Origin of the sequence: Panacibacter microcysteis (assembly GCF_015831355.1) — a bacterium.
Classification (GTDB): Bacteria; Bacteroidota; Bacteroidia; order Chitinophagales; family Chitinophagaceae; genus Panacibacter; species Panacibacter microcysteis.
This window is the reverse complement of sequence record NZ_JADWYR010000002.1, coordinates 1,596,538-1,622,036: the sequence shown is the minus strand read 5'-3', so window position 1 is coordinate 1,622,036 and position 25,499 is coordinate 1,596,538. Positions and strand designations below refer to the sequence as shown.

Annotated in this window: 18 protein-coding genes and 1 tRNA gene; 3 read left to right on the top strand and 16 right to left on the bottom strand. The window is 44.3% G+C overall.

What is annotated here, in order from left to right:
* Positions 1–269 precede the first annotated feature (269 nt).
* The 7 genes from I5907_RS18670 to I5907_RS18645 all read right to left on the bottom strand — a co-directional run bounded on the left by I5907_RS18670 (position 270) and on the right by I5907_RS18645 (position 13,315).
* Positions 270–2,810: a TonB-dependent receptor gene (locus I5907_RS18670; RefSeq protein WP_196992305.1), complete on the bottom strand. Its 2,541-nt coding sequence runs from the start codon at positions 2,808–2,810 to the stop codon at positions 270–272.
* A gap of 433 nt (positions 2,811–3,243) precedes the next feature.
* Positions 3,244–4,326, bottom strand: a complete 1,083-nt coding sequence (locus I5907_RS18665; protein WP_231402166.1) for a sterol desaturase family protein — start codon at positions 4,324–4,326, stop codon at positions 3,244–3,246.
* 27 nt (positions 4,327–4,353) lie between these two features.
* Complete coding sequence (locus I5907_RS21835) at positions 4,354–4,476, bottom strand: hypothetical protein (RefSeq protein WP_283016291.1); 123 nt, start codon at positions 4,474–4,476, stop codon at positions 4,354–4,356.
* A gap of 175 nt (positions 4,477–4,651) precedes the next feature.
* On the bottom strand, positions 4,652–6,520 hold the full coding sequence (locus I5907_RS18660) for an arylsulfatase (protein WP_196992304.1): 1,869 nt from the start codon (positions 6,518–6,520) through the stop codon (positions 4,652–4,654).
* A 1-nt stretch (position 6,521) separates the two neighbouring features.
* Complete coding sequence (locus I5907_RS18655) at positions 6,522–8,432, bottom strand: arylsulfatase (protein WP_196992303.1); 1,911 nt, start codon at positions 8,430–8,432, stop codon at positions 6,522–6,524.
* Positions 8,433–8,660: 228 nt separating this feature from the next.
* On the bottom strand, positions 8,661–10,118 hold the full coding sequence (locus I5907_RS18650) for a RagB/SusD family nutrient uptake outer membrane protein (protein WP_196992302.1): 1,458 nt from the start codon (positions 10,116–10,118) through the stop codon (positions 8,661–8,663).
* Positions 10,119–10,129: 11 nt separating this feature from the next.
* On the bottom strand, positions 10,130–13,315 hold the full coding sequence (locus I5907_RS18645) for a SusC/RagA family TonB-linked outer membrane protein (RefSeq protein WP_196992301.1): 3,186 nt from the start codon (positions 13,313–13,315) through the stop codon (positions 10,130–10,132).
* Between the two features lie 583 nt (positions 13,316–13,898).
* Here I5907_RS18645 and I5907_RS18640 point away from each other — a divergent pair.
* Complete coding sequence (locus I5907_RS18640; RefSeq protein WP_196992300.1) at positions 13,899–15,716, top strand: serine hydrolase; 1,818 nt, start codon at positions 13,899–13,901, stop codon at positions 15,714–15,716.
* Positions 15,717–15,886: 170 nt separating this feature from the next.
* Here I5907_RS18640 and I5907_RS18635 read toward each other — a convergent pair whose 3' ends face one another.
* The 3 genes from I5907_RS18635 to I5907_RS18625 form a co-directional block, all read right to left on the bottom strand.
* A complete protein-coding gene (locus I5907_RS18635; RefSeq protein ID WP_196992299.1) occupies positions 15,887–16,414 on the bottom strand; it encodes a DUF922 domain-containing protein in 528 nt (175 codons plus the stop codon).
* A gap of 178 nt (positions 16,415–16,592) precedes the next feature.
* Positions 16,593–17,249 (bottom strand): leucyl/phenylalanyl-tRNA--protein transferase, encoded by a 657-nt coding sequence (gene aat, locus I5907_RS18630; RefSeq protein WP_196992298.1) that lies wholly within the window; start codon positions 17,247–17,249, stop codon positions 16,593–16,595.
* A 66-nt stretch (positions 17,250–17,315) separates the two neighbouring features.
* The gene (locus I5907_RS18625; protein ID WP_196992297.1) at positions 17,316–17,627 is read right to left on the bottom strand and encodes an ATP-dependent Clp protease adaptor ClpS; all 312 of its coding nucleotides are present in this window, start codon (positions 17,625–17,627) and stop codon (positions 17,316–17,318) included.
* Between the two features lie 389 nt (positions 17,628–18,016).
* Between I5907_RS18625 and I5907_RS18620 the strand changes: the two genes are divergently transcribed.
* Both I5907_RS18620 and I5907_RS18615 read left to right on the top strand, forming a co-directional pair.
* A complete protein-coding gene (locus I5907_RS18620) occupies positions 18,017–18,283 on the top strand; it encodes a hypothetical protein (RefSeq protein ID WP_196992296.1) in 267 nt (88 codons plus the stop codon).
* A gap of 77 nt (positions 18,284–18,360) precedes the next feature.
* Positions 18,361–18,435, top strand: a tRNA-Val gene (locus tag I5907_RS18615).
* A gap of 319 nt (positions 18,436–18,754) precedes the next feature.
* Here I5907_RS18615 and I5907_RS18610 read toward each other — a convergent pair.
* The 6 genes from I5907_RS18610 to I5907_RS18585 form a co-directional block, all read right to left on the bottom strand.
* A complete protein-coding gene (locus I5907_RS18610) occupies positions 18,755–19,606 on the bottom strand; it encodes a hypothetical protein (protein ID WP_196992295.1) in 852 nt (283 codons plus the stop codon).
* 77 nt (positions 19,607–19,683) lie between these two features.
* Entirely contained in the window at positions 19,684–20,724 is a 1,041-nt protein-coding gene (locus tag I5907_RS18605; RefSeq protein WP_196992294.1) for a Rieske 2Fe-2S domain-containing protein, read from the bottom strand.
* A gap of 5 nt (positions 20,725–20,729) precedes the next feature.
* Positions 20,730–21,182 carry a hypothetical protein gene (locus I5907_RS18600; RefSeq protein ID WP_196992293.1) on the bottom strand — a complete coding sequence of 151 codons (453 nt, stop codon included), beginning with the start codon at positions 21,180–21,182 and terminating at the stop codon, positions 20,730–20,732.
* Between the two features lie 63 nt (positions 21,183–21,245).
* On the bottom strand, positions 21,246–21,497 hold the full coding sequence (locus I5907_RS18595) for a hypothetical protein (protein ID WP_196992292.1): 252 nt from the start codon (positions 21,495–21,497) through the stop codon (positions 21,246–21,248).
* Positions 21,498–21,791: 294 nt separating this feature from the next.
* Positions 21,792–24,434: an MGH1-like glycoside hydrolase domain-containing protein gene (locus I5907_RS18590; RefSeq protein WP_196992291.1), complete on the bottom strand. Its 2,643-nt coding sequence runs from the start codon at positions 24,432–24,434 to the stop codon at positions 21,792–21,794.
* Positions 24,435–24,619: 185 nt separating this feature from the next.
* Positions 24,620–25,426, bottom strand: coding sequence for an SDR family oxidoreductase (locus tag I5907_RS18585; protein ID WP_196992290.1), 807 nt, complete (start codon positions 25,424–25,426; stop codon positions 24,620–24,622).
* Positions 25,427–25,499: the final 73 nt, after the last annotated feature.

Below are 25,499 nucleotides of genomic sequence, written 5' to 3'. Positions count from 1 at the left end.
TACTACTATAATGCTTTGGTTGCGTCGCACACTTGTACGGCAGTGCAACCTGCGGCAAGTGCAACCTCCCGGATAAAAAAAAGCCCCGCACCTCGACAGGTGCGGGTATTTTCCAATAGGTAAACCCTAAACCCAGAACCCCCAAAAGTTGTATCGTTAATTTTTCTTGATGTTCAATGTAAGTTCAGCCGGAAAGCCGGCCGAACGTGGACCATATAGCCCTGTTTTCCAATATGAAAACGTTCTGCTTACAAAAACGACTGCCATTGTTAAAAGGCGCACCTCAGCGTTATACCATATGTCCTCGGGTCTCCCAGCACTGCTGCATAGTGCCCCGCATTTCCTGCAGCAGGTAATAACTGTTCAAAATAATTCTTGTTAAGCACGTTCCTGCTCCAGCAAAAAACAGAGATACCACTGTTGGCGCGAAACCCAACACGGGCATTCACCAGCATGTAACCATCTACATTCAGGTATTTTGATGGTGACGGGCTGGAAGAAAAACCGGAGCGGTAGTAATCATCCGCCGCAATAAAGAACTTGCCGGCTTTGCCCATAAAGATGGCAGATGTGGTAAACTCTGCACCCAGCGTTGTTGTCCATCTCGATATGCCCGGCAGTTCGCCGCCCGAAATATCTTTGAAAGTAGCCGTACCGCCTGTTTCTTCCAGTGGCACCGGTGCATTTGTAAAAGACACATAAGTGCCTTCTGTATAAGCCAGGCCGCCATTTACGGTAAAGTGGCTGTTCAGTCTTGAGCTAAGGTCAATCTCCGCACCACGAATGCGTACCTTCTCTGCATTGGCCAGGTAGCCGCGGTTTACACCTACTTCCGCTGTCTGCACCAGCGTCTGGTAATCTTTTATGTTGGTGTTGAACAAGGTAAGGTTAAGTGTAGAACCTGCTGCCGGCGTAGTTTTGATGCCGATTTCAAAATGCTCCACATGCTCAGGTTTTATGGTAGCAAGGTCCAGTAGCACCTCACCATTCGAAGTAGGCAGGCCACCAAGGTTAAGCCCAACTGACTTATATGCTGTGGAATAAGTAGCATAGGTGTTTATCCTGTTCGATACCTTGTAAGTAAGAGAAAGCAGACCCGACAGATTTATGTTATCTGTATTTACATTGAACGCCTGGTCTGAATACACCGCTTTCTTAAGCGCAACCAGGTCCGGGTCTGTTGTTTGTAATCCACCATATGTTTCTCTCCTGTAATCAACTTTTTTATAATCATAGTTATAGCGCAGGCCGCCCAGCAGGTGCAAACGGTCTGTAATAGCAAGATCAAGCTGTGTAAATGCCGAGCCGCTGAATGTTTGCAATGTAGAATAGGTTCTTATACCATAACCATCAAATAAACCGGGTGTGGCCCATTTGGAACTGGTAGAACTTTGCGAAAATCTCCACTGTGCATCACCGGATTCTTCCGTGTGGTAAGGATCGGTTTTTAAATTCTGGCTGATACCAAATAAACCGGCCACAATGTTTAACCTGGAAGAGATATTACCTGCATAGCGTATTTCCTGCGACCACTGGTGGTGTTTGGAAGGAGCCTGCGAATAAGTTAACACTGCCAGGCCTGTAAAATCCCTGTCGTTGGAAGGATCCCACAGCCAGTAGCGCCACGCCGTTGTAGAAGTAAGCGTTCCCGAACCAAGCTTTATATCAATGTTTACCGATGCACCACCCAGGTCATTGTTCGATCTCCATGGTGTGTTATGATCGATCTTCCTGTCAAAAGGGTTGCGGCTGGGCAACTGGTATTTCAGGTCTGCAATAATTGAATCAAACTGGCGGTAACCTGCCCTTAACGTAGGGGCAACACCGGCAATTACCTGTGCATAACCATCCGGTCTTTGTATCGTTGCATCACCTGCAAAAATAATGTCTACTTTATCAGATGGTGTATATAACAACTGCGCCCTGAAGCCAAGATTATTCAGGTCATTGGTAAATTTCTGTGTACGCACATTTTCGATCAGCCCGTCTCTTTGTGTACCGGAGAAAGAAAGACGGCCGGCAAGTTTTTTGGTTATGCCGCCTGTTACAGAGGCTTTGGCCTGTATATAGCCATAGTTGCCATAACTAACTTCGAAGTTGGCGCCTGGTTTAAATGTTGGCCTGCGGGTAGTAACGTTAAATGCCCCTGCAGTGGTGTTCTTTCCAAACAACGTGCCCTGCGGGCCGCGCAATACTTCTACGCGCTCCACATCTATAAAGTCAAGCGTGGTTGCTGCAGGTCTTGCATAGTATACGCCATCTACATAAAATCCAACACCGGGTTCAATACCATCATTGGTAAGCCCGAACGTGGTACCCTGGCCGCGTATGTTCAATGCGGTATTTCTCGGGTTAGATGAATAAAGTTGTACTGAAGGTATCAGTTCTTTCAGGCGGTTAACATTAAATGCGCCTGCGTCTTCTACCTGTTTGCCGGTAACCACTGTAATAGGAATAGGCACATCCTGCAATACTTCTCTTCTCCTTCTGGAAGTGATGATCACCGTATCGGTCTGGAAAGCTGCATCCAGTTGTATCACCACGTTGTTTATGCCTGCGTCTTTCACTATAAATTCCTGCGGTGTATAACCAACAGAAGAGATAAGCAGTACAAATGGTGGTTTCCTGTCTATTGTTATAGAAAAGTTTCCTGATGAATCTGTTACCACACCTTGTTTGGAATTCTTTAAAGCCACACTCGCAAATGACAGGCCTTTGTTGTTGTCGTTGACGACCTTTCCTTTGAATGTTTGTTGTGCAAATGCCAGTACGGGTAGCATCAGCACGATCAATAAAAATGCACGCCTCATAGATTTTGTTTTGATAGTTCTGGTTAAAAATTTCTTTGGTTAATCAATCGGTTCGGACTTGTTCCTGGTAATAGCTGCTATTCCAATTCCTTCCAGCATGCGGCTGTGAAGGATGTAAAAATAGAAGCCAAAACTACACTAAAAAATTAAATTTATATAAATCCCATAGATTTAATAGGAATTAAAATGTAAGTTGTTGAAAAACAGTTCAAAAAGACAAAAAAATAGATAGATTTTTTTAAAAACTTTCCCGAATGTATTGTAATCCCGGCTGCATTGCTGCTATGGGGCTTTTGTTGCGTCGCACTCTTGTACTTCCTGTTCGCTACGCTGCATTTTATGCGTCGTTGTTTTATATACAGTTTTGGCTTGCTGTGCAAATTCGCTAGATAAAACAAACCCGTTACCGTTATATGGTAACGGGCATTGCCTTCTATACATGTGCACCCATTGCAGCATATTCTTCTTTTACCTCACCCAGCCTTGTCTCTTCATCTACGGCATCACCCACCATCGGGCCATTAGCGGCAAGTTCACTGCCTTCTTTTTTAGATTTTATAATGGGCCAAAGGAATTGTGCGTACCATTCTTCCTGCCTGTAATGTTTTATTCCATAGCCTGCCGGGTATTGCCGGCTTATGTGGCCCGTACCAAAAATAATGTCCCACAGAAAAAACATGTTTCCAAAGTTTCCTTTGTAATAACCAATGCCATCTCCGTGCGTGTCTGCATGGTGTGCATGATGCGTGGCAGGAGTAGAGATCACCCTTTCCAGCACCCACGCAAAAGGGCGTAACAATTTGTATTTGTAAAATGGCTTATCCCATGGCAAACTCGAATGAGCACCAAGCACGATCAGCGATTTTGTAACGCCCACAAACAAAGCTGGATAACCAAGCCCCAGGTACACCAGCGCTGTTGTAAGATAGATCTGCGAGAAGAAGATGGTGTATATGATGTTTTGCCTGCTGGCCATTGCCATACCCATGTACTCTGCTGAATGGTGTGTACGGTGGAAACGCCATAGCCATGGTACCTGGTGGTGCAGGCGGTGGTACCAGTATTGTGTAAGGTCATCTGCTACAGCTATGATCAGGCAGCCCCACCAGAATGGTACCCATGCAAAAGCATCTTTCCCGTTGGGAAATAACACAGGCAGGTACAGCAAGCCTACGTATGTAATAAACGGGCGCGCAATAATTTTTGGAACAATAAAACAAACAATATCCAGTGTTCGCTCATTCTTACTCCACTTATTGGCATATAAACCATAGGCAAGCTCGCAGATACCCAGTATTACAGCAAGTGCGGTAAGCCCCCATGTATTCAGGTGCCTGAACATTTGTACAATAATATTTGATGATTCTTTTACAGGCGCCGGCTGGTATGTAATCCATGGCCTTTCATTGCCAAGGTAAAAGGATGCAAGCATGAGCAACACCGGCAATGCATACAGCATTACGCTTAGCAGTATATCACGCACGAGCCTGCGTGATATTTCTTTTTCCATTTTCATCGTGTTTGGTTTTAATGATATAAAAGGTTAGTTTAACAGGTAAAATTGAATGAGCCATAGCATCGATACGATGAGCAGCAGCGGCACAAGGAATAGCGCAGCACCCACCGCTATCTTTTTAAACAACAGCAGAAAATCGTGTAATACCATAACTTTTATTTTAATTGTGGATAATAAATTATCAGTCGTTTGTTTCGTAATTGACCCCTTAAGAAAAAGTATTCGTACGCACCGGTCTTCGCATTGCCCGGCCATTTGCTGCAGTTGAAGTGAGTGACACAACAGGCGATGCCACCTGCACTGCAGCCGGTAACATTATATGCTTCTAATGTCCGCCGCCGGCAGGCGCAACTGCAACACCGTTTTTATGAATGCGCCTTTTCAGTACATCATCCCAATCGATCATCGGGTACAGGCCGTATTTTGTTGCATCTGCATCAAACAAAGCCTGTAACGCTTTCAGCTTGTCGGGGTATTTAACCGATAGATCATTCTGTTCATTAAAGTCTTCATTCATGTTATACAACTGCCAAACATCTTTACTGAAATCTCTTTTGATAGCAGCGAGTGATGCGCTGTCTTTTACCCTTTCGTCAATAAAATCCGGATGATGATAGGTAGCGGCCTTCCAGCCATCTTTGTAGATGGCTCTTGAACCGAAAATGTAGTAGTACTGTTCCGTGTGTTTTGATGCAGCGGTGGCATTGTTGAAAGAATACACGAGTGAATGCCCCTGTATGGAATCCTGTTTTATGCCACGCAGGTATTGCGGTGCTTTTATGCCAATGTATTCCAGCGTAGTGGGCAGTATATCGATCACGTGGCTGTACTGGTTCCTGGTACCGCCTTTGTCTTTGATGCCTTTGGGATAAAAGATGATCAATGGGTTCCTGGTGCCGCCTTCGCTGTGTGCATCCTGCTTCCAGTAGCGGAACGGCGTATTGCATGCCTGTGCCCAGCCAAGCGGGTAATTCGTCTGGGAGCCTTGTGGTGTGCCGATCAGATCGATGCGCTGCAGGTTATCTCTTACAGCATCTTCATCTGTTAACTGCCGCGCAGTGGGGCCGCGGTCGAGCACACCATTGTACGAGCCTTCTTTACTTGCACCATTATCGCCGATCATGAGGAAGATCATTGTATTGTCAAGTTGCCCGATGTCTTTTAAGTGCCCTACCAGTTTGCCGATCTGTGCATCGATGTAAGTAAGGTAAGAGGCGTACACTTCCATAAACCTTGCGTAGGTCTTTTTTTGTTCGGGAGACAATGTATTCCATGGAACAATGCCGGGGTTGTTTTCCGGCAGTGTTGCCTGTTGAGGAATGATGCCGATTTTTTTCTGGTTGGCTATCACCTGCTCCCTGTAAGCATCCCAGCCGTCATCAAATTTTCCTTTATAAAGATCCAGCCAGTCGTTTGGTACCTGGAAGGGCGCATGAGTGGCGCCGGGCGCATAATACAAAAAGAAAGGTTTGCCGGGCGCGGCTTTCTTTTGCCGGTCTATATAAAAAATTGCTTTGGTGGTAATGTCTTCATTCAGGTTATTGCCTGTAGGCTGAATGTGTGCATTGTCTTCTACGAGGTCTGGTTTATACTGGTCTGTTTGCGAACCCAGAAATCCATAGAAATGTTCAAAGCCTTTGCCAGATGGCCAGCGGTCGAAAGGGCCGGCATCGGTGGCATCCTCATCAGGCGTTACACCATATTTGCCTACGGCAAATGTGTTGTAACCATACTCTTTTAAGAGCTCTGCTACGGTTGCATCCTGTGCGGGAATTTTACCATCCCAACCCGGAAAACCGGCAGACAGCATTGTATGTGAAAACCCTGAAACATGCACTGATGCACTGTTTCGGCCTGTTAACAATGCTGCACGGGTAGGTGCGCAGATGGCACAGGTATGAAAGTTGGTGTACTTTAAACCATTGGCTGCAAGTGAATCAAATGTGGGTGTGCTGATAAGCCCGCCAAATGCAGAAGATGCACCAAAACCTACATCATCCAACAGTATCCACACAATGTTGGGTGCATCTTTAGGGGTGCTTACCGGTGCAGGCCACCACTCTTCAGATGTTGCAAGTGTTTTCCCGATCTTTCCCTTGTAGGATTCCTGGGCGCAGGCATCAGTCATTACTGATGCGGTGATAAATGCAAAGCCTGTTGCATACAGGGCTTTGCGTGGTAAGAAATATTTCATGTTAGTTGTTTGTTGTTGTGGTGGCAGCAGTTTTTGTTACAGGTTGTTTCCTGCCCGGTGGCGGTGGCGGCACCCTGTAATTCACTGCCTTTTTTGAATTGATAAATTTCTGCTGGTAAACATCAGAAAAGTCGATAAGCGGGTAGAGGTTGTACTTTGTGGCCGTTGCATCGAAGAGTGCCTTTAACTCCCTCAATTTTTCAGGATACTGCTTCGCAAGATCGACGCGTTCATTGAAGTCTTCGTTCAGGTTATACAAAGTCCATACATCTTTATTGTAATCGGCTGCGGGTATTGGTTTATCACCAAATGACGCCAGGTCAATCGCATCCGGATGGTGTGCTGCAGCGGCTTTCCAGCCGTCTTTATACATGGCCCTGGAGCCGAAGATGTAATAGTATTGTTCTGTATGTGTTGATGCGGCAGAAGCGTTGTTGAAAGAATACACCAGTGATGTACCCTGCAAAGAATCCTGGGGTATATTCCTGATGCTTGCAGGAGGCTGTATGCCAACAAACTCGAGTGTTGTGGGCAGAATATCTGTTACATGGCTGTACTGATTGCGTAACGTGCCTTTGTCTTTTATTTTCCTGGGATAAAATATGATCAAAGGGTTGTGCGTGCCGCCTTCGCTGTTGGCATCCTGCTTCCAGTATTTGAACGGTGTATTACATGCCTGCGCCCAGCCGAGCGGGTAATTGGGTTCTGATTCAGGTGTACCTATTTTATCTATCGCATCTTCGTTCTTCTGAATATATTGTGCTCTTGTAATGTTCTTGTCGTATCGTGGTCCCCATGCTTTTTCCACCACGCCATTATCAGCACCTTCTTTACTTGCACCGTTGTCGCCAATTAAAACAAAGATCATGGTATTGTCGAGCTGGTTGATTTCTTTCAGGTAGTTAACCACGCGGCTTATTTCATAATCTGTGTATGTCAGGTAGGCTGCGTACACTTCCATGAAACGTGCATATAATTTTTGTTCGCCTGCCGGTAATGATTTCCATGCTGCAACAAGCGGGTTGCGTTCCGGTAATTTTGCGTAGGCAGGCAGCAGCCCCATCTTTTGCTGGTTGGCAAAAACCTTTTCGCGGTATGCATCCCAGCCATCAGCAAACTGACCTTTGTAAATGTCTCTCCATTTATCGGGCACCTGGTGTGGGGCATGTGTTGCGCCGGGGGCGTAGTACAAAAAGAATGGTTTGCCCGGTGCGGCTTTTTTTTGTTTGGCAATGTAGCTGATGGCCTTGTCTGTAAGCTGTTCACTAAAGTGCCTGCCGTCGGGCTGTATAAATGCATTGTCTTCTACAAGTGCAGGTTTGTACTGGTCGGTTTCTGAACCGAGGAAACCAAAGAAATGCTCAAAGCCTTTACCGAGCGGCCAGTGATCAAATGGCCCGGCGTCTGAAGCTTCTGCATCTGGTGTTACGCCATATTTACCTACCGCAAAAGTTGCATAGCCCTGGCTTTTGAGTATCTCTGCTGCGGTGCCGTCTTTTTCGGGTATATAGCCATCCCACCCGGGAAAACCTGCGCTGCCCCAGTAATGCGCAAAACCAGACATGTGTACCGATGCGCTGTTTCTTCCGGTTAGCAATGCGGCACGTGTAGGTGCGCATATGGCACAGGTATGGAAATTGGTGTAACGCAGGCCATTGCCGGCAAGCGAGTCGATCATGGGTGTTTTAATCAGACCACCGAAAGAGGTAGAGGCACCAAAGCCAACATCGTCCAGTAAGATCCAGATAACGTTTGGTGCATCTGCCGGTGGCGTTACAGGCTTTGGCCACCATTCCTTCGATTCATCAAAGGTTTTACCAATTTTACCTTCGTAACGCTCTTGTGTTTGTGCATGCACATTTACTACAGATATCAATACTGCCGAGAGGCAGAGCAGTGCATTTTTTTTCATAGTATGTAATTTGTGTGATGAGTTTTAATAATGAGCCCGGCTGCAGTGCTGATGGCATCGCCTGTTGCGTCGCACTCTTGTACTTTCAGTTGATAATTCGGCATGGTTGGTTTAAAGTGCTCCATAGAGAACTACCTGTACAAGTGTGCGACGCAACAGCAGCCCAATGCTTATTCTGTTGCTTGTTCAACCCCTAAAAAAATCTTTGCATACATAGCGGGTGATATACTACCAGCCCGGGTTTTGTATAAGCAAAGGATTGAGATCTATTTCAGCCTGTGGCACAGGATACAATGTATCTTTTACAGCAGCACCTGTTTTGGCGCTGATCTTTTTAAGCGCGTCGTATAAGTAGGTACCACCTCTCCGCGAAAGATCGAACCATCGCTGGCCTTCCTGTATAAACTCTTTACGGCGTTCTTCGAATACCGCATCTCTGAAAGCCGCCTGTGACAAGCCTTCTGTAAGATTGCTGATGTGTGCTCTTGTACGTACCTGGTTAATGGCTGTATAAGCTTCTGCAGTTGGTGCGCCATTTATTTCGTTCAGCGTTTCTGCATACAGCAACAAGATATCTGCATAGCGTATGACAGGGTAGTTGATGCCGCTGTTGGCCTGCGCGGTTAATGGTGCAATGGAGTAGTCGATAAATTTATTAAAGCGCGGTGCACCAAAATTTACCACCTGCCCTGTTGCCGGATTTGTTTGCGTGGTAAAAAAAGTTACCGCACGGCGTGTGTCACTGTTATCAAACAACTGGTACAGCGAACTGTCTGCCGGGCCATCGCCGGGGTAAACAGAAGGGTTGTAAGAGTTGAAGAGCGCACTGCTTAGACTTTGCGTGCTGTTTTTTGCACCAAGGTTACTTTCAAACTGCGCAGAAAAAATATGCTCTTTACCGTTCTTTGTTGCTTTTTGAATAATGTCGTAGTAATTATCGAACAGCGCATAACCATAGTTTCCATTGATCACAATATGCAATTCTGCTAATGCTTTGTTCCACTCTTTCCTGGTAACATACACCTTAGCAAGTAATGCATGCGCGACGCCTGCTGTGGCACGGCCCTTGTCTGCACCGGTAAAGCCTGCAGGAAGATTGGTGGCATCCGTAAGATCGCTGATGATCTGTGCATACACTGCTTCTTTTGGTGAGCGTGGCACCTTCAGTGCATTCACATCAGTACTTACAGGATCATGCAGCACGAGGGGGGCATCGCCCCATAAACGCACGATGTTAAAGTAGAACAGTGCACGTAAAAATTTTGCTTCCCGTACCAGCCTGGCCTGCAAAACGGTGTCCATTGTAACCAGTGGAATATTGTCAATGGCCACGTTTGCACGGCTTATACCAAAGTAATGCTGCTGCCAGTTCTTTTTTATGCGGTCATTGGCGGGTACGTAAGTGGCGGTGCCCAGTGCCCTGACATCCGGGTTGGTATTTGACGGGCTGAACACCTGGTCATCACTGCCATTACCGGTAAGCAGGTTAAGGTTTCTGCCATACATCGGGAAGTCTCCGGCAGGGTCTGAATTCAGTACGCTGTACACTGCATTAACTGCGGCAACAGCATCGGAAGATGTTTTATAAAATTGCGAACCTGTTATGATAGAACCAGGTTCCTCTACCAGTTTATTGCACGCGAAGAGCGCGGTAGAAAGTATGGTAATTGCAAATATTCTTTTCATGGATCTGTTAATTAGAATGTGACATTTATACCGGCAAGAAATGCTTTGGTACTGGGGTAAGCACCATAATCAATTCCCTGTTTGGTGTTATCGGTATCGAAGAAGTTAACCTCAGGATCGAGGCCGCTGTAGCTGGTAAATGTGAGTATGTTTTGCGCTGTTACATACAGCCTTATTTTCTTCGCATGAATTTTTGAAACCAGTCCTTTGGCAAAATTGTAACCCAGCGTTACATTTTTAAGCCGCAGGTAAGAACCATCTTCCACGTAGATGTCTGCCACCTGGGATACGGGTGCATTTGTTGCACGCGGCATAGTACCGTTTGGATTGGTGGCACTGTAGCGATCGAGCAGTGTTGCAGATGCATTGAGATTTACTGTTGTAAGCTCCAGCTTTTGCTGCAGGAAGTTGAATATCTTATTGCCATAAGAACCCTGGAGGAGGAATGACAGATCGAAGCCGCGATATGTAAGCTGGTTTGAAAAACCATAGGTGAATTTTGGCTGTGCGCTGCCAAGATTGTGTTTGTCATCAGTGTTTACCACACCATCACCATTGGAATCTATGTATTTCCTGTCTCCCTGCAGTTGCGGAACACCTGTTAATTTTGGTGCGCCTTTTTCAATGTCTTCTGCGGTAAGCAAACCATTTGTTTCATAACCCCAGAATGTACCCACGGGCAATCCAACCTTAACAATTACAGGAGACACGTAACCTGTTGGTGCCAGTGGAAAATAAAAACCTGTTCCTTCACCAAGGCTAAGGATAGTGTTTTTATTTGATGCAAATACCAGTGTAGACTTCCAGGTAACTGCACTGTTTTTTATGTTGTCTGAACTGATGCTGAACTCAAATCCTTTGTTTTCCACGCTGCCTACGTTTTGTAAAGAACTTGCATAGCCCGAGTATAAAGGAAACGGTACATTCAGCAACAGGTCGGTTGTTTTTTTGTGATAAACATCGACCGTAAAATTGACCCTGTTATTGAAGAGGCCAAAATCGAGACCGGCATTGTATTGTGTGGTCGTTTCCCACTTAAGATCAGGATTGGCGATCTGTACGGGTGAGATACCGGTAACAAGTGTGCTGTTGAAGTAATAATTGGTGGGCGTTAAGGCAGCCAGTGAACTATATGGCGGTACTTCTGAGTTGCCCGTTTGCCCGGCAGATAATCGCAGTTTGATATTGCTGACCAATGGTGCAAGTGTTTTAAGGAACTGTTCCTGGCTTGCATTCCATGATAAACCGATGGAAGGAAAATATCCCCACCTGTTGTTTGCGCCGAGTTTGGATGAACCATCCGCCCTTAATGTAGCTGTAACATTATATTTATGCAGGTAAGAGTAGCTAACCCTGCCGAGGTAGGAATTTAGTGCAGATTCATGCGCATCAGACACGGACAATACCGGTGTGCTTGCATAGTTCAGGTTGTTGTATTTGGTAAGATCGTTGGGGAAGTTTTGTGCCGATGCCACTGCAGATTCGTCAGACTGGTGCTGCATGGTGTACCCCAATAATACATTTACAAAATGCGTGTTACTGAAACCGTGATCGTAGGTAAGTGTGTTCTCGTTGATCCAGGTGGTTGCTTTTACAGAACCAACGGAGGCGTAGCCTTTTACAGCAAACCCTGTTGAGTTGCCGGCAGGGGCGCCTGTATAGGATGGCGCGTAATAGTTTTGTTTGGCATTGATAAGATCAGCCCCCGCCGTAACTTTTAGCGTAAGATCAGGTACCAGCTTATATTCAGCAGAAATGTTGCTGAGTATCCTCGTCAGCAGGCTAACATTGGTAGTGGTACTTATATCCTGCAGCAGGTTTGTTGGTGTAGCAGAGTAGGGGCTTGAGATATTATACGTGCCGTTTTCATTATAGATTTTAACGATGGGTGAAAGCTGTAACAGGTTTGCATAAGCAGTATTCTGAAAGTTGATACTGTTATAAGCATTGCCAAACAGTTTGTTCTCGCGGGATGAACTTCCGAAAATATTGGCGGAGACTTTCAGTTTGTCCGAGACATTTCTTTCGTAGTTGATTCTGCCGGAGTAACGTTTAAAACCTGTATTTACCACGATGCCATCCTGGTTAAAATAGTTGCCCGAAATGAGAAACCTGGATTTCTCATCGCCACCGGAAAAAGAAATTTCATGGTTCTGCATGGTACCATTTTTGAGCGCAGCGCCCTGCCAGTCTGAGCCTGTGCCGATAGCTGCGATAGCGGAATCTGTGAAAGTGTGTGGTTTATTGTCGCTTTCGTTAATGTCGTTTACCAGTGCCATCCACTGCGTGCCATTGAGCAGGTCGAGCTTTTTACGTACCTGCTGCTGACCGAGGTATGCGTTATAGCTTATTTCTGTGCTGTTTTTCCTGCCGCGTTTGGTAGTGATGATCACAACACCGTTTGCGCCGCGTGAACCGTAGATGGCAGTGGCAGATGCATCTTTGAGGATTTCAATTGATTCAATATCGCTCGGGTTGATGGTGGATAATGCATTTACACCCACACCGTTGGATGCGCCGGTATTTACGTAACTGTTGTTGTTGTAAACAATAAAACCATCTATAACATACAACGGATCGTTGCCGAACGAGATAGAATTGCCGCCACGTACACGAATGGTAGCAGTACTGCCCGGCTGCCCGGAGCTCTGGGTAACACTTACACCCGGCACAGCGCCCTGCAGTAGGTTATCGAAGGCTGCAGCGGGTTGTGCAAGCACACTTTTACTAACACTTGCAATTGCTCCGGTAACGTCACTTTTGCGTTGTGTGCCATAGCCTACAACAACAACTTCGTTTAACGTACCCGCGTTTGCGGTGAGTGGAATTTCGGTGTACCTGTAATCATTTACTGTAAGTTCTTTCTGCTGGTAGCCTACATAACTAACTACATATACAATTGGTATTTTTTGTGCGGTAACAAAGGCAAATTCTCCTTTTTCGTTCGTGAGCACTTCGTGCGTGGTGCCTTTCATGTGTACGCTTGCGCCGGCGAGTGGTTCTTTTGTTTTCTCATCTACAATGCGGCCTTTGATGTTGAGGTTGTAATCTTTATCCTGCGCATGCAGGCCTGGAAAAAGAAAGAAGCAGGTAAGGATGCACAGCAGTGTAAATGCAGCCTGTTTTGGTAAATGCTTGCCTGGTACAGGCAGGTGCTGTTGAATGGTACTTTTATTGTACCTTCGGAGTCGGTTCATGTTAATAATGTTTAGTTGTTAATGTGATGCCAGGAAAAAGAACAGGTTTGTGATTGCCGTTACTTGACTGTTCTTCTCCAACTCCCGGTAGCAATACCGGGATTTTTTTTATGGTTTATAATTGCATAAAATGTTTGTTTTATAATGAATGATGAATATGTGGCTGATTGCCGGGTACAAAACGAATGCAGGTGTTGAAATCAGCAACAACAGCGGGATTTGGTATAATTCAAAGCAATACACATCGGGCCGCGCATCGCTGTTTGTTTATATTGCATGTATAAGTTTTCCATTACCATATCGAGTGCGAATGTAGGAAAAAAATTAATTCCTACTAATTTAGTAGGAATTAATTTTTTTGTTATTTGTGTATGAGCTCTCATTTATTTTTTAAACAGTTTGTTATGCAGTATCGTTGCTGCCTGATGTTAAGGTGTACAAGAGTGCGACGCAACCAAAGCTGCATAAAGACAATATTGCCCGGTTCAAAATGGCTTTCTGCCTTCCGTCATTTTTTGCCTGATGCAGCGCTGATAGTTTTCATACTTTGCCGTTCCAAAAAACTTCACTATTAATAATGCTTATGAGAAAATTACTCACCGTATGTACTTTGCTGATGCTTGTAAGTGCAGCAAATGCGCAAAAGAAAACAGCGGAAGATAAAAGATTTGCAGGTCTTGATACTGCTTTTACAAGGGTTCTGAAAGACTGGAACGCCGCAGGTTTTGCCGTAGCTGTAGTGGAAAAAAACAAGGTTGTTTACGCAAAAGGATTTGGTTACAGCAATGTGGCCACCAAAACGCCTGTTACAGCCAATACCAGCTTTGCCATTGGATCGTGTACAAAAGCATTTACAGCATCTGTTATTGGTTTGCTTGAAAAAGATGGCAGGCTGGATATAGATAAACCTGTACGCGACTATATACCTGAAGTAAAGTTTTACAACAATGAAATGAACAATAACATCACATTGCGGGATATGATGTGCCACAGAACCGGGCTGCCAAGACACGATTTTTCCTGGTACTACTTTACAACAACTTCCCGCGACAGCATGCTGAAAAGAATTGCGTTTATGGAGCCTACAGCGGGTATAAGGGAACGCTGGCAGTACAACAATTTTATGTTCTTCCTGCAGGGTGTAATTACCGAAAAGCTTACCGGGCAAAGCTGGGAACAAAACATTAAAAACAGCATCTTTAAACCACTGGGCATGGATAGCGCAACCGTTTCGATTGATGAGATGGTTAAGCAACAAAATATAGCCGTGGGTTATGGTTTAAAAAATGACAGTGTTATAAAGAAGCTCGACTATTATCACATCAACGCCATGGCGCCCGCAGGCAGCATCAACAGCAGCGTAACAGATATGAGCAAATGGCTGATGCTCTGGATTAACGGCGGTAAATACAACGGAAAAGAAATATTGTCACCCGCTTATGTAAATGCTGCTATAAGCGGCCAGATGGTTGTTGGCAGTGCATTGCCTGCGAAAGACAGGCCAGACCTGTTTTTTTCCGATTATGGATTTGGATGGTTCCTGTCTTCTTACAAAGGGCACTACCGCGTAGAGCATGGCGGTAATATCGATGGTTTTAGTGCAAGCACGTCATTTTTTCCTTCCGACAGTATTGGTATTGTTGTGTTGTGCAACCAGGACGGCTCTCCCGTGCCTTCTATAGTAAGAAATGTAATTGCCGACAGAATGCTGGGGCTGAAATATTTCGACTGGGAGAGCGAAAGAAAGATAGCTGCAGACAAGGCCAGGGAAGAAAACAAAAATGCTACCAAAGCAAAAACAGACAACGGTACAAAAGCCGCGCCGCCTACACATGCTTTAAAAGACTACGAAGGGTTGTACAACAATAAAGGTTACGGCACTTTTGAAGTGGTGGTAAAAAACGATTCGCTGTACGCAATGCCCGGCTCTAAAACATGGTGGATGAAACATGTACAATACGACATTTTTACACCTGTGCAAATGGATGCCGACGGGTCTTTCGATTCAACGGAGAACGGCACTCCATTGCAGTTTAACATGAATCTTTCAGGAGACATCGAGTCTGTAGGTATTACTTTTGAAGCAGCGCTTAAACCTATACTTTTTACCAGGACACCCAAAGCCAAAGAAGCAACGAAAGAAGAATTACAGCAATACGAAGGCGAGTTTGACCTGAACGGTATAACACTTAAGACATACCTGAAAGGAGATAAAACATTACACCTCTTTGTGCCAGGCCAGCCAGAGTACGAATTAATGCCGGTAGATAAAGATATGTTTGCCATTAAAATACTCAAAGGCTTTAAGGTGCAGTTTAAAAGGAACGATCAGCAGCAGGTTACAGAGCTGTTATCGATTCAGCCAAACGGAACATTTAAAGCGGTAAAGAAAAGTAAGTAACAGTTTAAAAAAATCAGCAATAGAAAACTTCGCTGCATTTCCGGCGGAGTTTTTTTATGTACCCAACATATGAATTACTATGAAGCTTTGGTTGCGTCGCACACTTGTGCTGTATAACGCTATGCAGCAAGGTTCGGCCGGCATGCAATAACACTGCAGCGCACAGCTTATCATTCAAAGGCACTCAGCCTGCTTAATTCATCTGCTATTTTTTTGTTCCATCCAGCCTGCTGCGTTTTGTTTTTGGAATGATCTGTCTCCTGGTCGTACAGCATGTCGAATGCAATTTTTTCCTGCCATATTTTGTTGAAGATGGCACGCAGGTCTTCAGATACTGTGGCTTCGTTTAGTTTGTATGCGTTGAATGCTTTTTTCAGTTTCCTGGTAAAGATCTCATTGATATCGAAATGCCCCTGCTCATGCAGCAGCAATGCGGTATCGTTTGTTGATTTTGACCATGATTTGTTTTTATTGAAAAAAGAAAAGACTTGGTAGTTCAGCAAATTATTGCTGTAGCCAAAACTGTACGTAACCGTGCAATCGGTAATTGCGGCATAAGACGATTGCATATCAGGCTTTGCTTTAAAATCTTTCCACGAAAGTTTATAACCCGGCCGCCAGTTAATGGTATCCTGGCTGAAAGATTTTACCGGTATTGAGAACATAACAAGGAGAACAGGTAAACAAAAAGTTTTCATGCGTAAAAATTAGTACCAGTTAAAGAACGACTGTGTGTGTTATATAGTATTCGTGTTGTAATGTCTTGGTGGGCGGGTACAAAATTGTATTATTAATGTTTGCTTCGGTCTTCGCGTTTGCCTAAACAGGGTTTCAACAGTTGAAGAGTGCGACGCAACAGAAGCTTCATGCATGTACTTAGCCAGGCTCACCAATATACTCACGCAGCAATGCTGTAAACGAAGACCGCGGAATCATGGTGGCACCAAGGCTTTCGAGGTGTTCGGTATACACCTGGCAATCTATGAGCTGTATGCCCTCGGCTGTTAATTGTTGTACAAGGCTGATAAAAGCGTATTTGCTGGCATTGCTTACAAGGCTGAACATACTCTCTCCAAAAAAAACTTTACCCAGCTTTATGCCATACAGGCCACCTGCAAGTTGGCCGTTTTGCCAGGCTTCTGCGCTGTGTGCAAAACCAAGCTCGTGTAATTTTTTGTAAGCCTGCACCACTTCTGTGGTGATCCATGTTCCATCCTGGCCGGGACGGTATATTTTTTTACATTGAGAGATGACATCGTGAAAGGCAGTGTTGATGGTAAAGCCGAAAGCGTTTCTTTTGAGCAGTTGTTTCATGCTCTTGCTGATCTTTAAGTGATGGGGGAACAACACAAAGCGCGGATCAGGGCTCCACCACAATGGCACATCGCCCTCAAACCATGGAAAGATGCCGAGTTCATAGGCAAGCAGCAGGCGTTTTACGCCGAGATCGCCGCCGATAGCGAGTAAACCATCTTCCTGAGCATCAGCAACAGGAGGGAACCATAAGCGATCATCCAGCGCATACAATGGCATGCTGTTTTTTTCGCGAAAGATATTGAAATAAAGAAGGGGAAGGTGTTAGATGGAAAGAAAAAAATGTTAGCTGTTAACCGTCATCTCAATGGTAGCGTTGATGTTTCTTTCGGTAATGGCATTGCACATGGGTTTCAGCGTATCATAGTCGCCATTTTTTACGGCGCATTTGCCTTTGTAGTGGATGATAATGGAACATTGTTCTGCCTGTTCTTCGGTATGTTCGCACACTTCCACCAGTGTTTGAATAACCCAGTCAAACGTGTTTACATCATCGTTCCACACGACCAGGTTGTAAGGAAACTGTTCCGCGGTAAGCACATCCAGTTCTGTATCCTGTAATGGTGAAGAAGCGGTGCTAAGAGAAATTGTAGACATGCGGCAAAAATACAAAAAACGACCTTACATGTACAAATGCGAAAGCTGCAGCACGCTATAAAATGGCTATAAAAAATTTCGAAATATATATTAATTTGATCATGTATGATGATATTGTGCAGGTATATATAAAATTTATCATGTACATATGATGCAGGATGCATCATATACTTACCTTTTATAATGCGGGCTGATAGCCAGCATATTGGAATGCAGCCGGAAAATGCAACAAGAAATTAATAAGGTGCCTGCATAACGATAAAAAGTAAAAGCCTATTTTTGTTTCCTGCACACACTAACTCCACCATAAGCTGTAACAACCCATTAAATTCAGGAAGTTTTAAAAACAGCAACCATTAGCGGACAAAAATTTTTTAAGGAGGAACGATATGTATTCTTATGCTTTATTAGAACCTGAATGTTATTACCTGGTACAGGAGAAAGAAAATGATGCATTAACATTATTGCAGGTAAAAGTAGAAACAGATACGGCCATGTATGTTGTAAAGTTCAGGGATACAGAGATGGCAGTATGGAAAAAAAAGACCGACAACATTCATGACATTATTGAATTACTGAGTGATGAAGATGTAAAAAAATGGCGGGAAGTTTATTACAACAATGAAGATGCTTTTTATGAAGAAGATGAAGATTGAATGATCTGAAATTTTTTTTCAAAAAAATTTGGCAGAGAAAACGGCGGGCTTATCTTTGCACTCCCAACGAAAAAAAAGGGAGTTTAGCTCAGCTGGTTTAGAGCATCTGCCTTACAAGCAGAGGGTCGGCGGTTCGATCCCGTCAACTCCCACAAAAAGCCTCATATTTTATGAGGCTTTTTTTATTTGCCCCGTCTCGTCCTGTACCACGTTGACTAAAAACTAACCCAATCATGGATTTAAAAGAACAGATCATTTTGTGCAGATGTAATTCAACAATCCGGACTGGATTATACCATTTCACGACCAGACGGGTTTATCAATGCCGATGAAGTAGATTATGCACTCACAAAAAAAGACAACCAGAAACAGTGTCTTTCATATCAAGAAAAAGTATAGCAGTATTTGTCGAACAGGTATTCAACAGCCCCCGAAGTTTTACAGAATAAACATTAGCCGGCGTCTGTCAAATCACTCCACGCATCGCTTCCCGCACATCGCTATGTTGTTGCTGTAATGTTCACGCATATAAGAGTAGTGCTGTAAACCCCCTGGTTGCACATATAAAACTATCCAGTCACCATAGGCAACGGCTTTCGCATGAAGGGTTACCGGCGTTGCAACATAATCCCTGACAGCATCATTCATCTTTTCGCCATGTTCGCCCACCATTAAATAATAATGCTGTATACCTTCGTCATTTGTAACTTTTAGTACCGGTGGAATACCTCCGAGAATACAGCGGATAGCGCAATCCTTATGCGGCTTGCCTTCACCGGGTTTCATTACACCAAAGAAACATTTTGGGTCTACGATCTCACCTTTAATATCAATTATTCCAATATTCTCCTGCAAGGTTTCCGGTACTTTACCCGCAGGCTCATTGACCATAACCAATGGCTTATCATTTGCATCTATCTGCATCAGCAATTTTCCATCGTTGTAAAGTAATGTTCCCTTTAGTGCCAGTTCCTTTCCTTCAAATGCAATATTTGTTTCGTTTTCCAGGTCTGCAATAACACCGTCAGCACCATGTTTACCAAAGCCAATCAGCGGAATGGTTATATAATTTTTGTTGCCCCAAAAATCTTTCCCGTCAAATACTTTTATGTTGGGTACAGGGCTGTGGGAGTAGACACCTGTTACAGTTGTTAAAGTGCCAAATTCAAAATTGCCACTGCCAAATTTTTTTTGTGCTAATGCAACCGATACACCCAACGCAATTGTTATGGGCAGCAATGCAAAAACGTACTTCTTTATCCATACAGCAAAACCTTTTGGTGCCTGCTGCATCCAGCCAATATAAAATTCGTCATTGTTCATGCCTGTATTTTTTTTGAGCCAGGCAACAGTGCAGCTATAGGGCTTCCGTTGCGTCGCACTCTTGTACGGTTAAAGCATTATTCAGCAGGTACCGCCGCACCCTGCTGCGTTGTTCCTGCTGTATCAGGCGTGGGTTTTAGCCATATTGTATTGCCTGTAATTTTTACTTTGTATGTACTTACTTTTTCTGTAAAAGGTGGTGGCGATTGCCCGTTGTGCGGCAAATACTGGTAGCCGTGCCATGGACAGGTTATACATCCATCAAGAATTTTTCCTTCACCTAACGGGCCGCCCTGGTGCTTACATACATTGTGAATTGCATAAATTTTGTTTTCGTGTCTGTAAACAGCAATCCTTTCTTCCGCTATGCAAAATATTTTTGCGCGGCTTTCTTCAACGTCACGCACATCGCATACCTGTACAAAACCTTCCTCTTCCGGCCTATATGCTTTCTTGTCTTTTTTCACCTCCGCCATGCCTGCTATAAGATGCAGCGTAATTAATATAAAAGCGCCGCTTATCATAATCACCACAAACACCGGGTTAGTTTCATATTGAATAACGCCAAGCATTACATGCATTACAACAAGAAAATAGGCCAGGTAAACAAACATATGCAGCGTCTTCCAGGTTTTTGGCGTAAGGTTGTGCAGCCAGAAATCGTGGCTCGTAATGGCCATAAGAAGAAATATAACAAAAGCAAAAAATCCCAATGACTGAAATGGGAAATCTGCTATAGAACCATAATGTGTATTGGAAGTAAATAAAGACACCAGCGGGTTAACATTACCCAACGAATGAAACTGCAGTATGCCAAAAACAGCATGAACAGCAGAAAGTAAAAACATTGTTACTCCAAGATGTCTTCGGTTGTAGAGAAGCGGCAGAAATTTTTTATTCAGCCTGGTCAGCGGTCCTATACTCAAAATAACATGCAGTATAAACACTGCCAGTGTTGATGTGGATCGCAGTAATACTGTTTCAAAAGTGCAGTCAGGATTTACTGTTACCGTTATTAAAACAAACAGTACCAGGTACAACACACAACAACCAGCAATTACCTGGTCGTATATTCTTTTTTGCCTGTTCCAGCCAACGGCTGAATATGATGTACCCATCGCTGTTAAAAAGTTATGGTATCAATAATGTGTTTGTGAATAAAGTCATAAACAACCAGCCCGTATGCCTCGTCTTTCCTGTCTTTAAACGAGGCATCCAATTTAAAATAGTTATCGCCACGGGCTTCAACCCTGCCAACCAGCAAACCATGTGCAATGTCTGTATCATGCAACGGCATTTTATAGATCGTTGCAGTAGGGTAAGTAAGTGTTTGTTTATTCACCCATTTCAGTTGAAATGCCGAACTGTCTGTATTCGTTCTTATTTCTACATTGTAAGAGGGGTTGGTATAAGATGTATGCAGTATTACCGGTAGTTCAACTTCCTGGTGTGGCTGCAGTAATCTGTCATTCACTTCCGGCGGGACAGACAGCCAGGCAACAAAAATTCCTGCGGGCAGTAATACGGCCAGTATTGCCCATATTTGTAGATGTCTTTTGCGGTGTGTTTTTGTCATATAAAAAAGCAGCCGGAATAATAATCGTACTTTGTTGCAAACAGTCGTCAGCTACGCATCCTTTTACAGCAGTCTTTTTTCTTTATTTGCCTTTGCCCGGTTTTTTGCTTTTATATTCATCCATTTTCTAAGTAATACAATCCAAAAAACGATGCAGCCCGGGATGATGATTACACGAAAACCCAGGCTACTGCCATGCGTGCCTTCATCAATGCAGGATAAACCTTTTGCCTGGAAAAAAATGGTAAACACAACGCCTGCCAGCAGGTATAGTGCAATTACAATCAGCAAACAGTAAACGACTATGGTAAACATGTGTTGGTTTTATATGAAAACAATGCTGTTGCCGCCGATGCCTGTGCTTTTATTAATACTTTTCAATGTAACAAGTGTTTTTACACTTATTACATTACAAATACACGACAAAAGAATAGCAATATTTGTCGCGTATATGACGATAAGAAGAATATAGTGTACCCGGCTTTTGGTTTTTATGGCATCGCCTGTTGCGTCGCACACTTCAGCGGTTGGTCAAATGCCGGGCAATGAACAGAACGTACAAGAGTGCGACGCAACGACAGCATCATGCATGTGCTGCAGCCGGGCTCATCATTTTTTTTCTTTACTTCCTCCATCAAAGATTGATATATCGTTGATCAGTTGTGCTACCAAGCCCGTCCAGCCGGTTTGATGCGATGCTCCGACACCTCTTGCTGTTTCACCGTGAAAATATTCATAGAACAAAACAAGCTCCCTGAAATGCTCATTCCTGTATAGTTCGTTGTAATCATTTACGGGACGATGACCATCAGCTCCTGTTTGAAAGATGGCTACAAGCCGTTTGGAAATTTCGTGTGCAACCTGGCCTAACGTAAGACTATTGCCGGAGCCTGCAGGAAACGCTACCTGTGCATTGTCTTTGTAATACGTGCAATAGGTATGCAATGCCTGCACCAGCAGGTAATTCATCGGCATCCACACCGGGCCCCGCCAGTTGCTGTTGCCGCCGAAGAGGTCGCTGGTGGCTTCGCCGGGCTGGTAATCGAGACCAAACCGCTGCCCGTCAATATTTAAAGTATAACCATGTTCGTGTATTTTAGAAATAGAGCGAATGCCGCCTTTACTTAGAAATTCATTTTCATCGAGCAATGCCTTGAGTAATTTTTTCAGCCGGCTCATTGGCACCAGCGACAGTAAGATATCATCGTGTTCTTTCAACTCTTCTATAACGAGATACTGGTTATTTTTTTCACGGTATTGCTGGAACCATTTTAAACGATGGTAAAAATCAGGCACTTTTACCAGCAGCTCTTTTTTTAGCACAAATACGGCAAACAGCGTGCTCAAACCCACGAATGACCGCACTTTCAGCGGTATGTACCTGCCGCCGGGCATAGCCAGAACATCGTAAAAAAATCCTTCTTCTTCGTCCCAACTGCTGGTCCAGTTCTCGCCAATCCGGTTTAATGATTCGGCTATGTAAACAAAGTGTTCAAAGAATTTTGTTGTTACATCTTCGTAAGCTGTGTTGTATTGCGAAATTTCCAAAGCCATTTCCAGCATGTTGAGGCAATACATAGCCATCCAGCTTGTGCCATCTGCCTGTTCGAGCGAGCCGCCGCCGGGTATGGTATTGCTTCTGTCAAACACACCAATGTTATCAAGACCAAGAAAACCGCCTTCGAAAACGTTTTTGCCGTGCATGTCTTTCCTGTTTACCCACCACGTAAAATTCAGCAGCAGTTTTTGAAACACCCTTTCGAGAAATGTTATATCGGGCTTTCCTGTTTTTGCTTTATCAATTTTGTACACCTGTAAACAACTCCATGCATGCACCGGCGGGTTTACATCGCTGAAAGACCACTCGTATGCAGGTAGCTGGCCGTTTGGCCTCATGTACCATTCTCGTAAAAACAGGATCAGTTGATGTTTGGCAAAACCAGGATCAACCATTGCAAGCGGTACGCAATGAAAAGCGAGGTCCCATGCGGCATACCACGGGTACTCCCATTTATCAGGCATTGAAATAATGTCTTCATTATTTAAAGAAGGCCAGTGGTGATTGCGTCCATGTTTTCTTTTTTCAGGGGGCGGTGGCTGGCCGGGGTCTCCATTCAGCCAGCGCGGAATATCAATGTTATAATATTGTTTGCTCCACAGCATGCCCGCTAATGCCTGGCGTTGAATATGGATGAGCTCCGGGTCTTTGGCGGTGGAAACAGTTGCATAAAATTCATCTGCTTCCTGTATGCGCTTTTTAAACACGTCATCAAATGTTGTATCAATGGCGCCCTGGTCAATGTGGTGTTTGCTTAGCCGGAGCTTTATAACAACGAAACTGTTTGCTTCCATGTTAAACTCATACATGGGTGCAAACTTGCTTCCGGTTCTTTGCGCTTCCAGCCACGCAAAGTCTTGTTGAATAACAGCCGTGTGAAACGCATCTTTCACAAAAGGTGTTTTGTTTGGCTGGCCATACAGGCGTTCTGTATTGGTTTCATTTTCCGTAAACAAAGTGCGTACAGGCTTTTCAAAATAAAAATGGTAATCGCCTTCCCAATAATGATCTGCTTTTACATGGCCATAGTTGTCACCGCTGTCTTTTAAATAAATGCCGGGTTTGGTATGCATCATACCAAAACTCCACAGGTTGCGCAGCCAAAGTGTGGGCAACACCGCAAGGTAAGCCGCTTCATTGCTCCGGTTGTGTACAGTAATGCGGATGAGGATGTCTTCAACATCGTTCTTTGCATATTCAGTAAAGACATCGAAATATTTATGGTTATCAAAAACGCCTGTATCAGTTAACTCATATTCCTTTTCAAACCTGGTAAGGTTGCGGTTTGTATGCACCAGGTCTGCATACGGGTATTCGGCCTGTGGGTACTTGTACAGGTGTTTCATGTAGCTGTGCGTGGGTGTACTATCCAGGTAGTAGTACAATTCCTTTACGTCTTCGCCATGGTTGCCTTCGTTACCGGTCAGGCCAAATAAACGTTCTTTTAAAACAGGGTCTTTACCATTCCATAGGGCAAGTGCAAAACAGATGTGTTGCTGGTCATCACTAATGCCTGCAATGCCATCTTCTCCCCAGCGGTAAACGCGGCTGCGTGCATGATCGTGCGGGAAATAATCCCATGCATGTCCATCCTCACTATAATCTTCTCTTACTGTTCCCCACTGGCGTTCGCTGAGGTATGGCCCCCATTTTTTCCATAACGGATCCTGCAAACGTTGTTGTTCAGCATTCATTGTTGTTTTTTTATGTAGTAAGCTTTTGTATTACTATTGGGCTTTTGTTGTGTCACTCACTTGTACGTCCGGAACTTTGATGAGCAATGGACCAAACATACAAGTGTGCGACGCAACAGGTGATGCCACAGGTTACCAACAGCCGGTTAAATAATCTTTCTGCAATGTATAAGCGCTTATATAATTTACCCGTTGTCTTCAAAGCCGGGGTATAAGGTCATTCCACCATCAACAAAAATAGTTGTACCATTTACATAGTCTGCATCGTCACTTGCCAGCCATACAGCGGTTTTCCCGATGTCTTCTACCTGGCCAATACGTCTTTCGGGAATAAGTTTCAGTAGATTTTGCAAATGCTCAGAAGTGTCCCACGCATCTTTATTGATCGGTGTTTGAATTGCACCAGGTGCAATACTATTTATGCGTATTTTCTTTGGTGCATATTCCTGTGCAATTGTTTTCATCATCAACATTACGCCGCCTTTGCTGGCTGCGTAATTGGCATGGCCGGCCCAGGGAATTACTTCGTGTACACTGCTCATGCAAATGATCTTACCCGCGGCTTTTGACTTGCTGTTAATACCCCTGCGCAGGAATTCACGGATGGCCTCCCGTGCACAAAGAAACTGCCCGGTAAGGTTTACGGACAATACAAAGTTCCATTGCTCAAGCGTCATGTCAACAAACTTTGCGTCTCTTTGCAGGCCTGCATTGTTTACAAGAATATCTACAGTGCCATATTGAGCTACCACATCTTTAAACATTTGTATCACTTCATCTTCTTTGCTTACATCGCACTTGTAACTGATAGCGGAGCCCCCGTTGGCAACAATATCTGCCACAACAGCTTCTGCCATCTCTTTTGCACCCGTTACAGGGTAGTTGATTACCACCGTTGCGCCCGCTTTTGCCATTTCTTTTGCGCAACCGGCACCTATGCCACTGCTGCTACCCGTAATAATAGCAACCTGGTCCTGCAGTTTTTTATCCATTATAGTGTTGGTTTATTTGTACAGTGTTTAAGATTGAGGAACAGCCTGCAAAAATCTTGTTTCAACATTTTGA

Coding starts and splice junctions, on each gene's coding strand:
- I5907_RS18670 (WP_196992305.1), bottom strand. CDS start 2,810: ATGAGGCGTGCATTTTTATTGATCGTGCTGATGCTACCCGTACTGGCA.
- I5907_RS18665 (WP_231402166.1), bottom strand. CDS start 4,326: ATGAAAATGGAAAAAGAAATATCACGCAGGCTCGTGCGTGATATACTG.
- I5907_RS21835 (WP_283016291.1), bottom strand. CDS start 4,476: ATGGTATTACACGATTTTCTGCTGTTGTTTAAAAAGATAGCGGTGGGT.
- I5907_RS18660 (WP_196992304.1), bottom strand. CDS start 6,520: ATGAAATATTTCTTACCACGCAAAGCCCTGTATGCAACAGGCTTTGCA.
- I5907_RS18655 (WP_196992303.1), bottom strand. CDS start 8,432: ATGAAAAAAAATGCACTGCTCTGCCTCTCGGCAGTATTGATATCTGTA.
- I5907_RS18650 (WP_196992302.1), bottom strand. CDS start 10,118: ATGAAAAGAATATTTGCAATTACCATACTTTCTACCGCGCTCTTCGCG.
- I5907_RS18645 (WP_196992301.1), bottom strand. CDS start 13,315: ATGAACCGACTCCGAAGGTACAATAAAAGTACCATTCAACAGCACCTG.
- I5907_RS18640 (WP_196992300.1), top strand. CDS start 13,899: ATGAGAAAATTACTCACCGTATGTACTTTGCTGATGCTTGTAAGTGCA.
- I5907_RS18635 (WP_196992299.1), bottom strand. CDS start 16,414: ATGAAAACTTTTTGTTTACCTGTTCTCCTTGTTATGTTCTCAATACCG.
- aat (WP_196992298.1), bottom strand. CDS start 17,249: ATGCCATTGTATGCGCTGGATGATCGCTTATGGTTCCCTCCTGTTGCT.
- I5907_RS18625 (WP_196992297.1), bottom strand. CDS start 17,627: ATGTCTACAATTTCTCTTAGCACCGCTTCTTCACCATTACAGGATACA.
- I5907_RS18620 (WP_196992296.1), top strand. CDS start 18,017: ATGTATTCTTATGCTTTATTAGAACCTGAATGTTATTACCTGGTACAG.
- I5907_RS18610 (WP_196992295.1), bottom strand. CDS start 19,606: ATGAACAATGACGAATTTTATATTGGCTGGATGCAGCAGGCACCAAAA.
- I5907_RS18605 (WP_196992294.1), bottom strand. CDS start 20,724: ATGGGTACATCATATTCAGCCGTTGGCTGGAACAGGCAAAAAAGAATA.
- I5907_RS18600 (WP_196992293.1), bottom strand. CDS start 21,182: ATGACAAAAACACACCGCAAAAGACATCTACAAATATGGGCAATACTG.
- I5907_RS18595 (WP_196992292.1), bottom strand. CDS start 21,497: ATGTTTACCATAGTCGTTTACTGTTTGCTGATTGTAATTGCACTATAC.
- I5907_RS18590 (WP_196992291.1), bottom strand. CDS start 24,434: ATGAATGCTGAACAACAACGTTTGCAGGATCCGTTATGGAAAAAATGG.
- I5907_RS18585 (WP_196992290.1), bottom strand. CDS start 25,426: ATGGATAAAAAACTGCAGGACCAGGTTGCTATTATTACGGGTAGCAGC.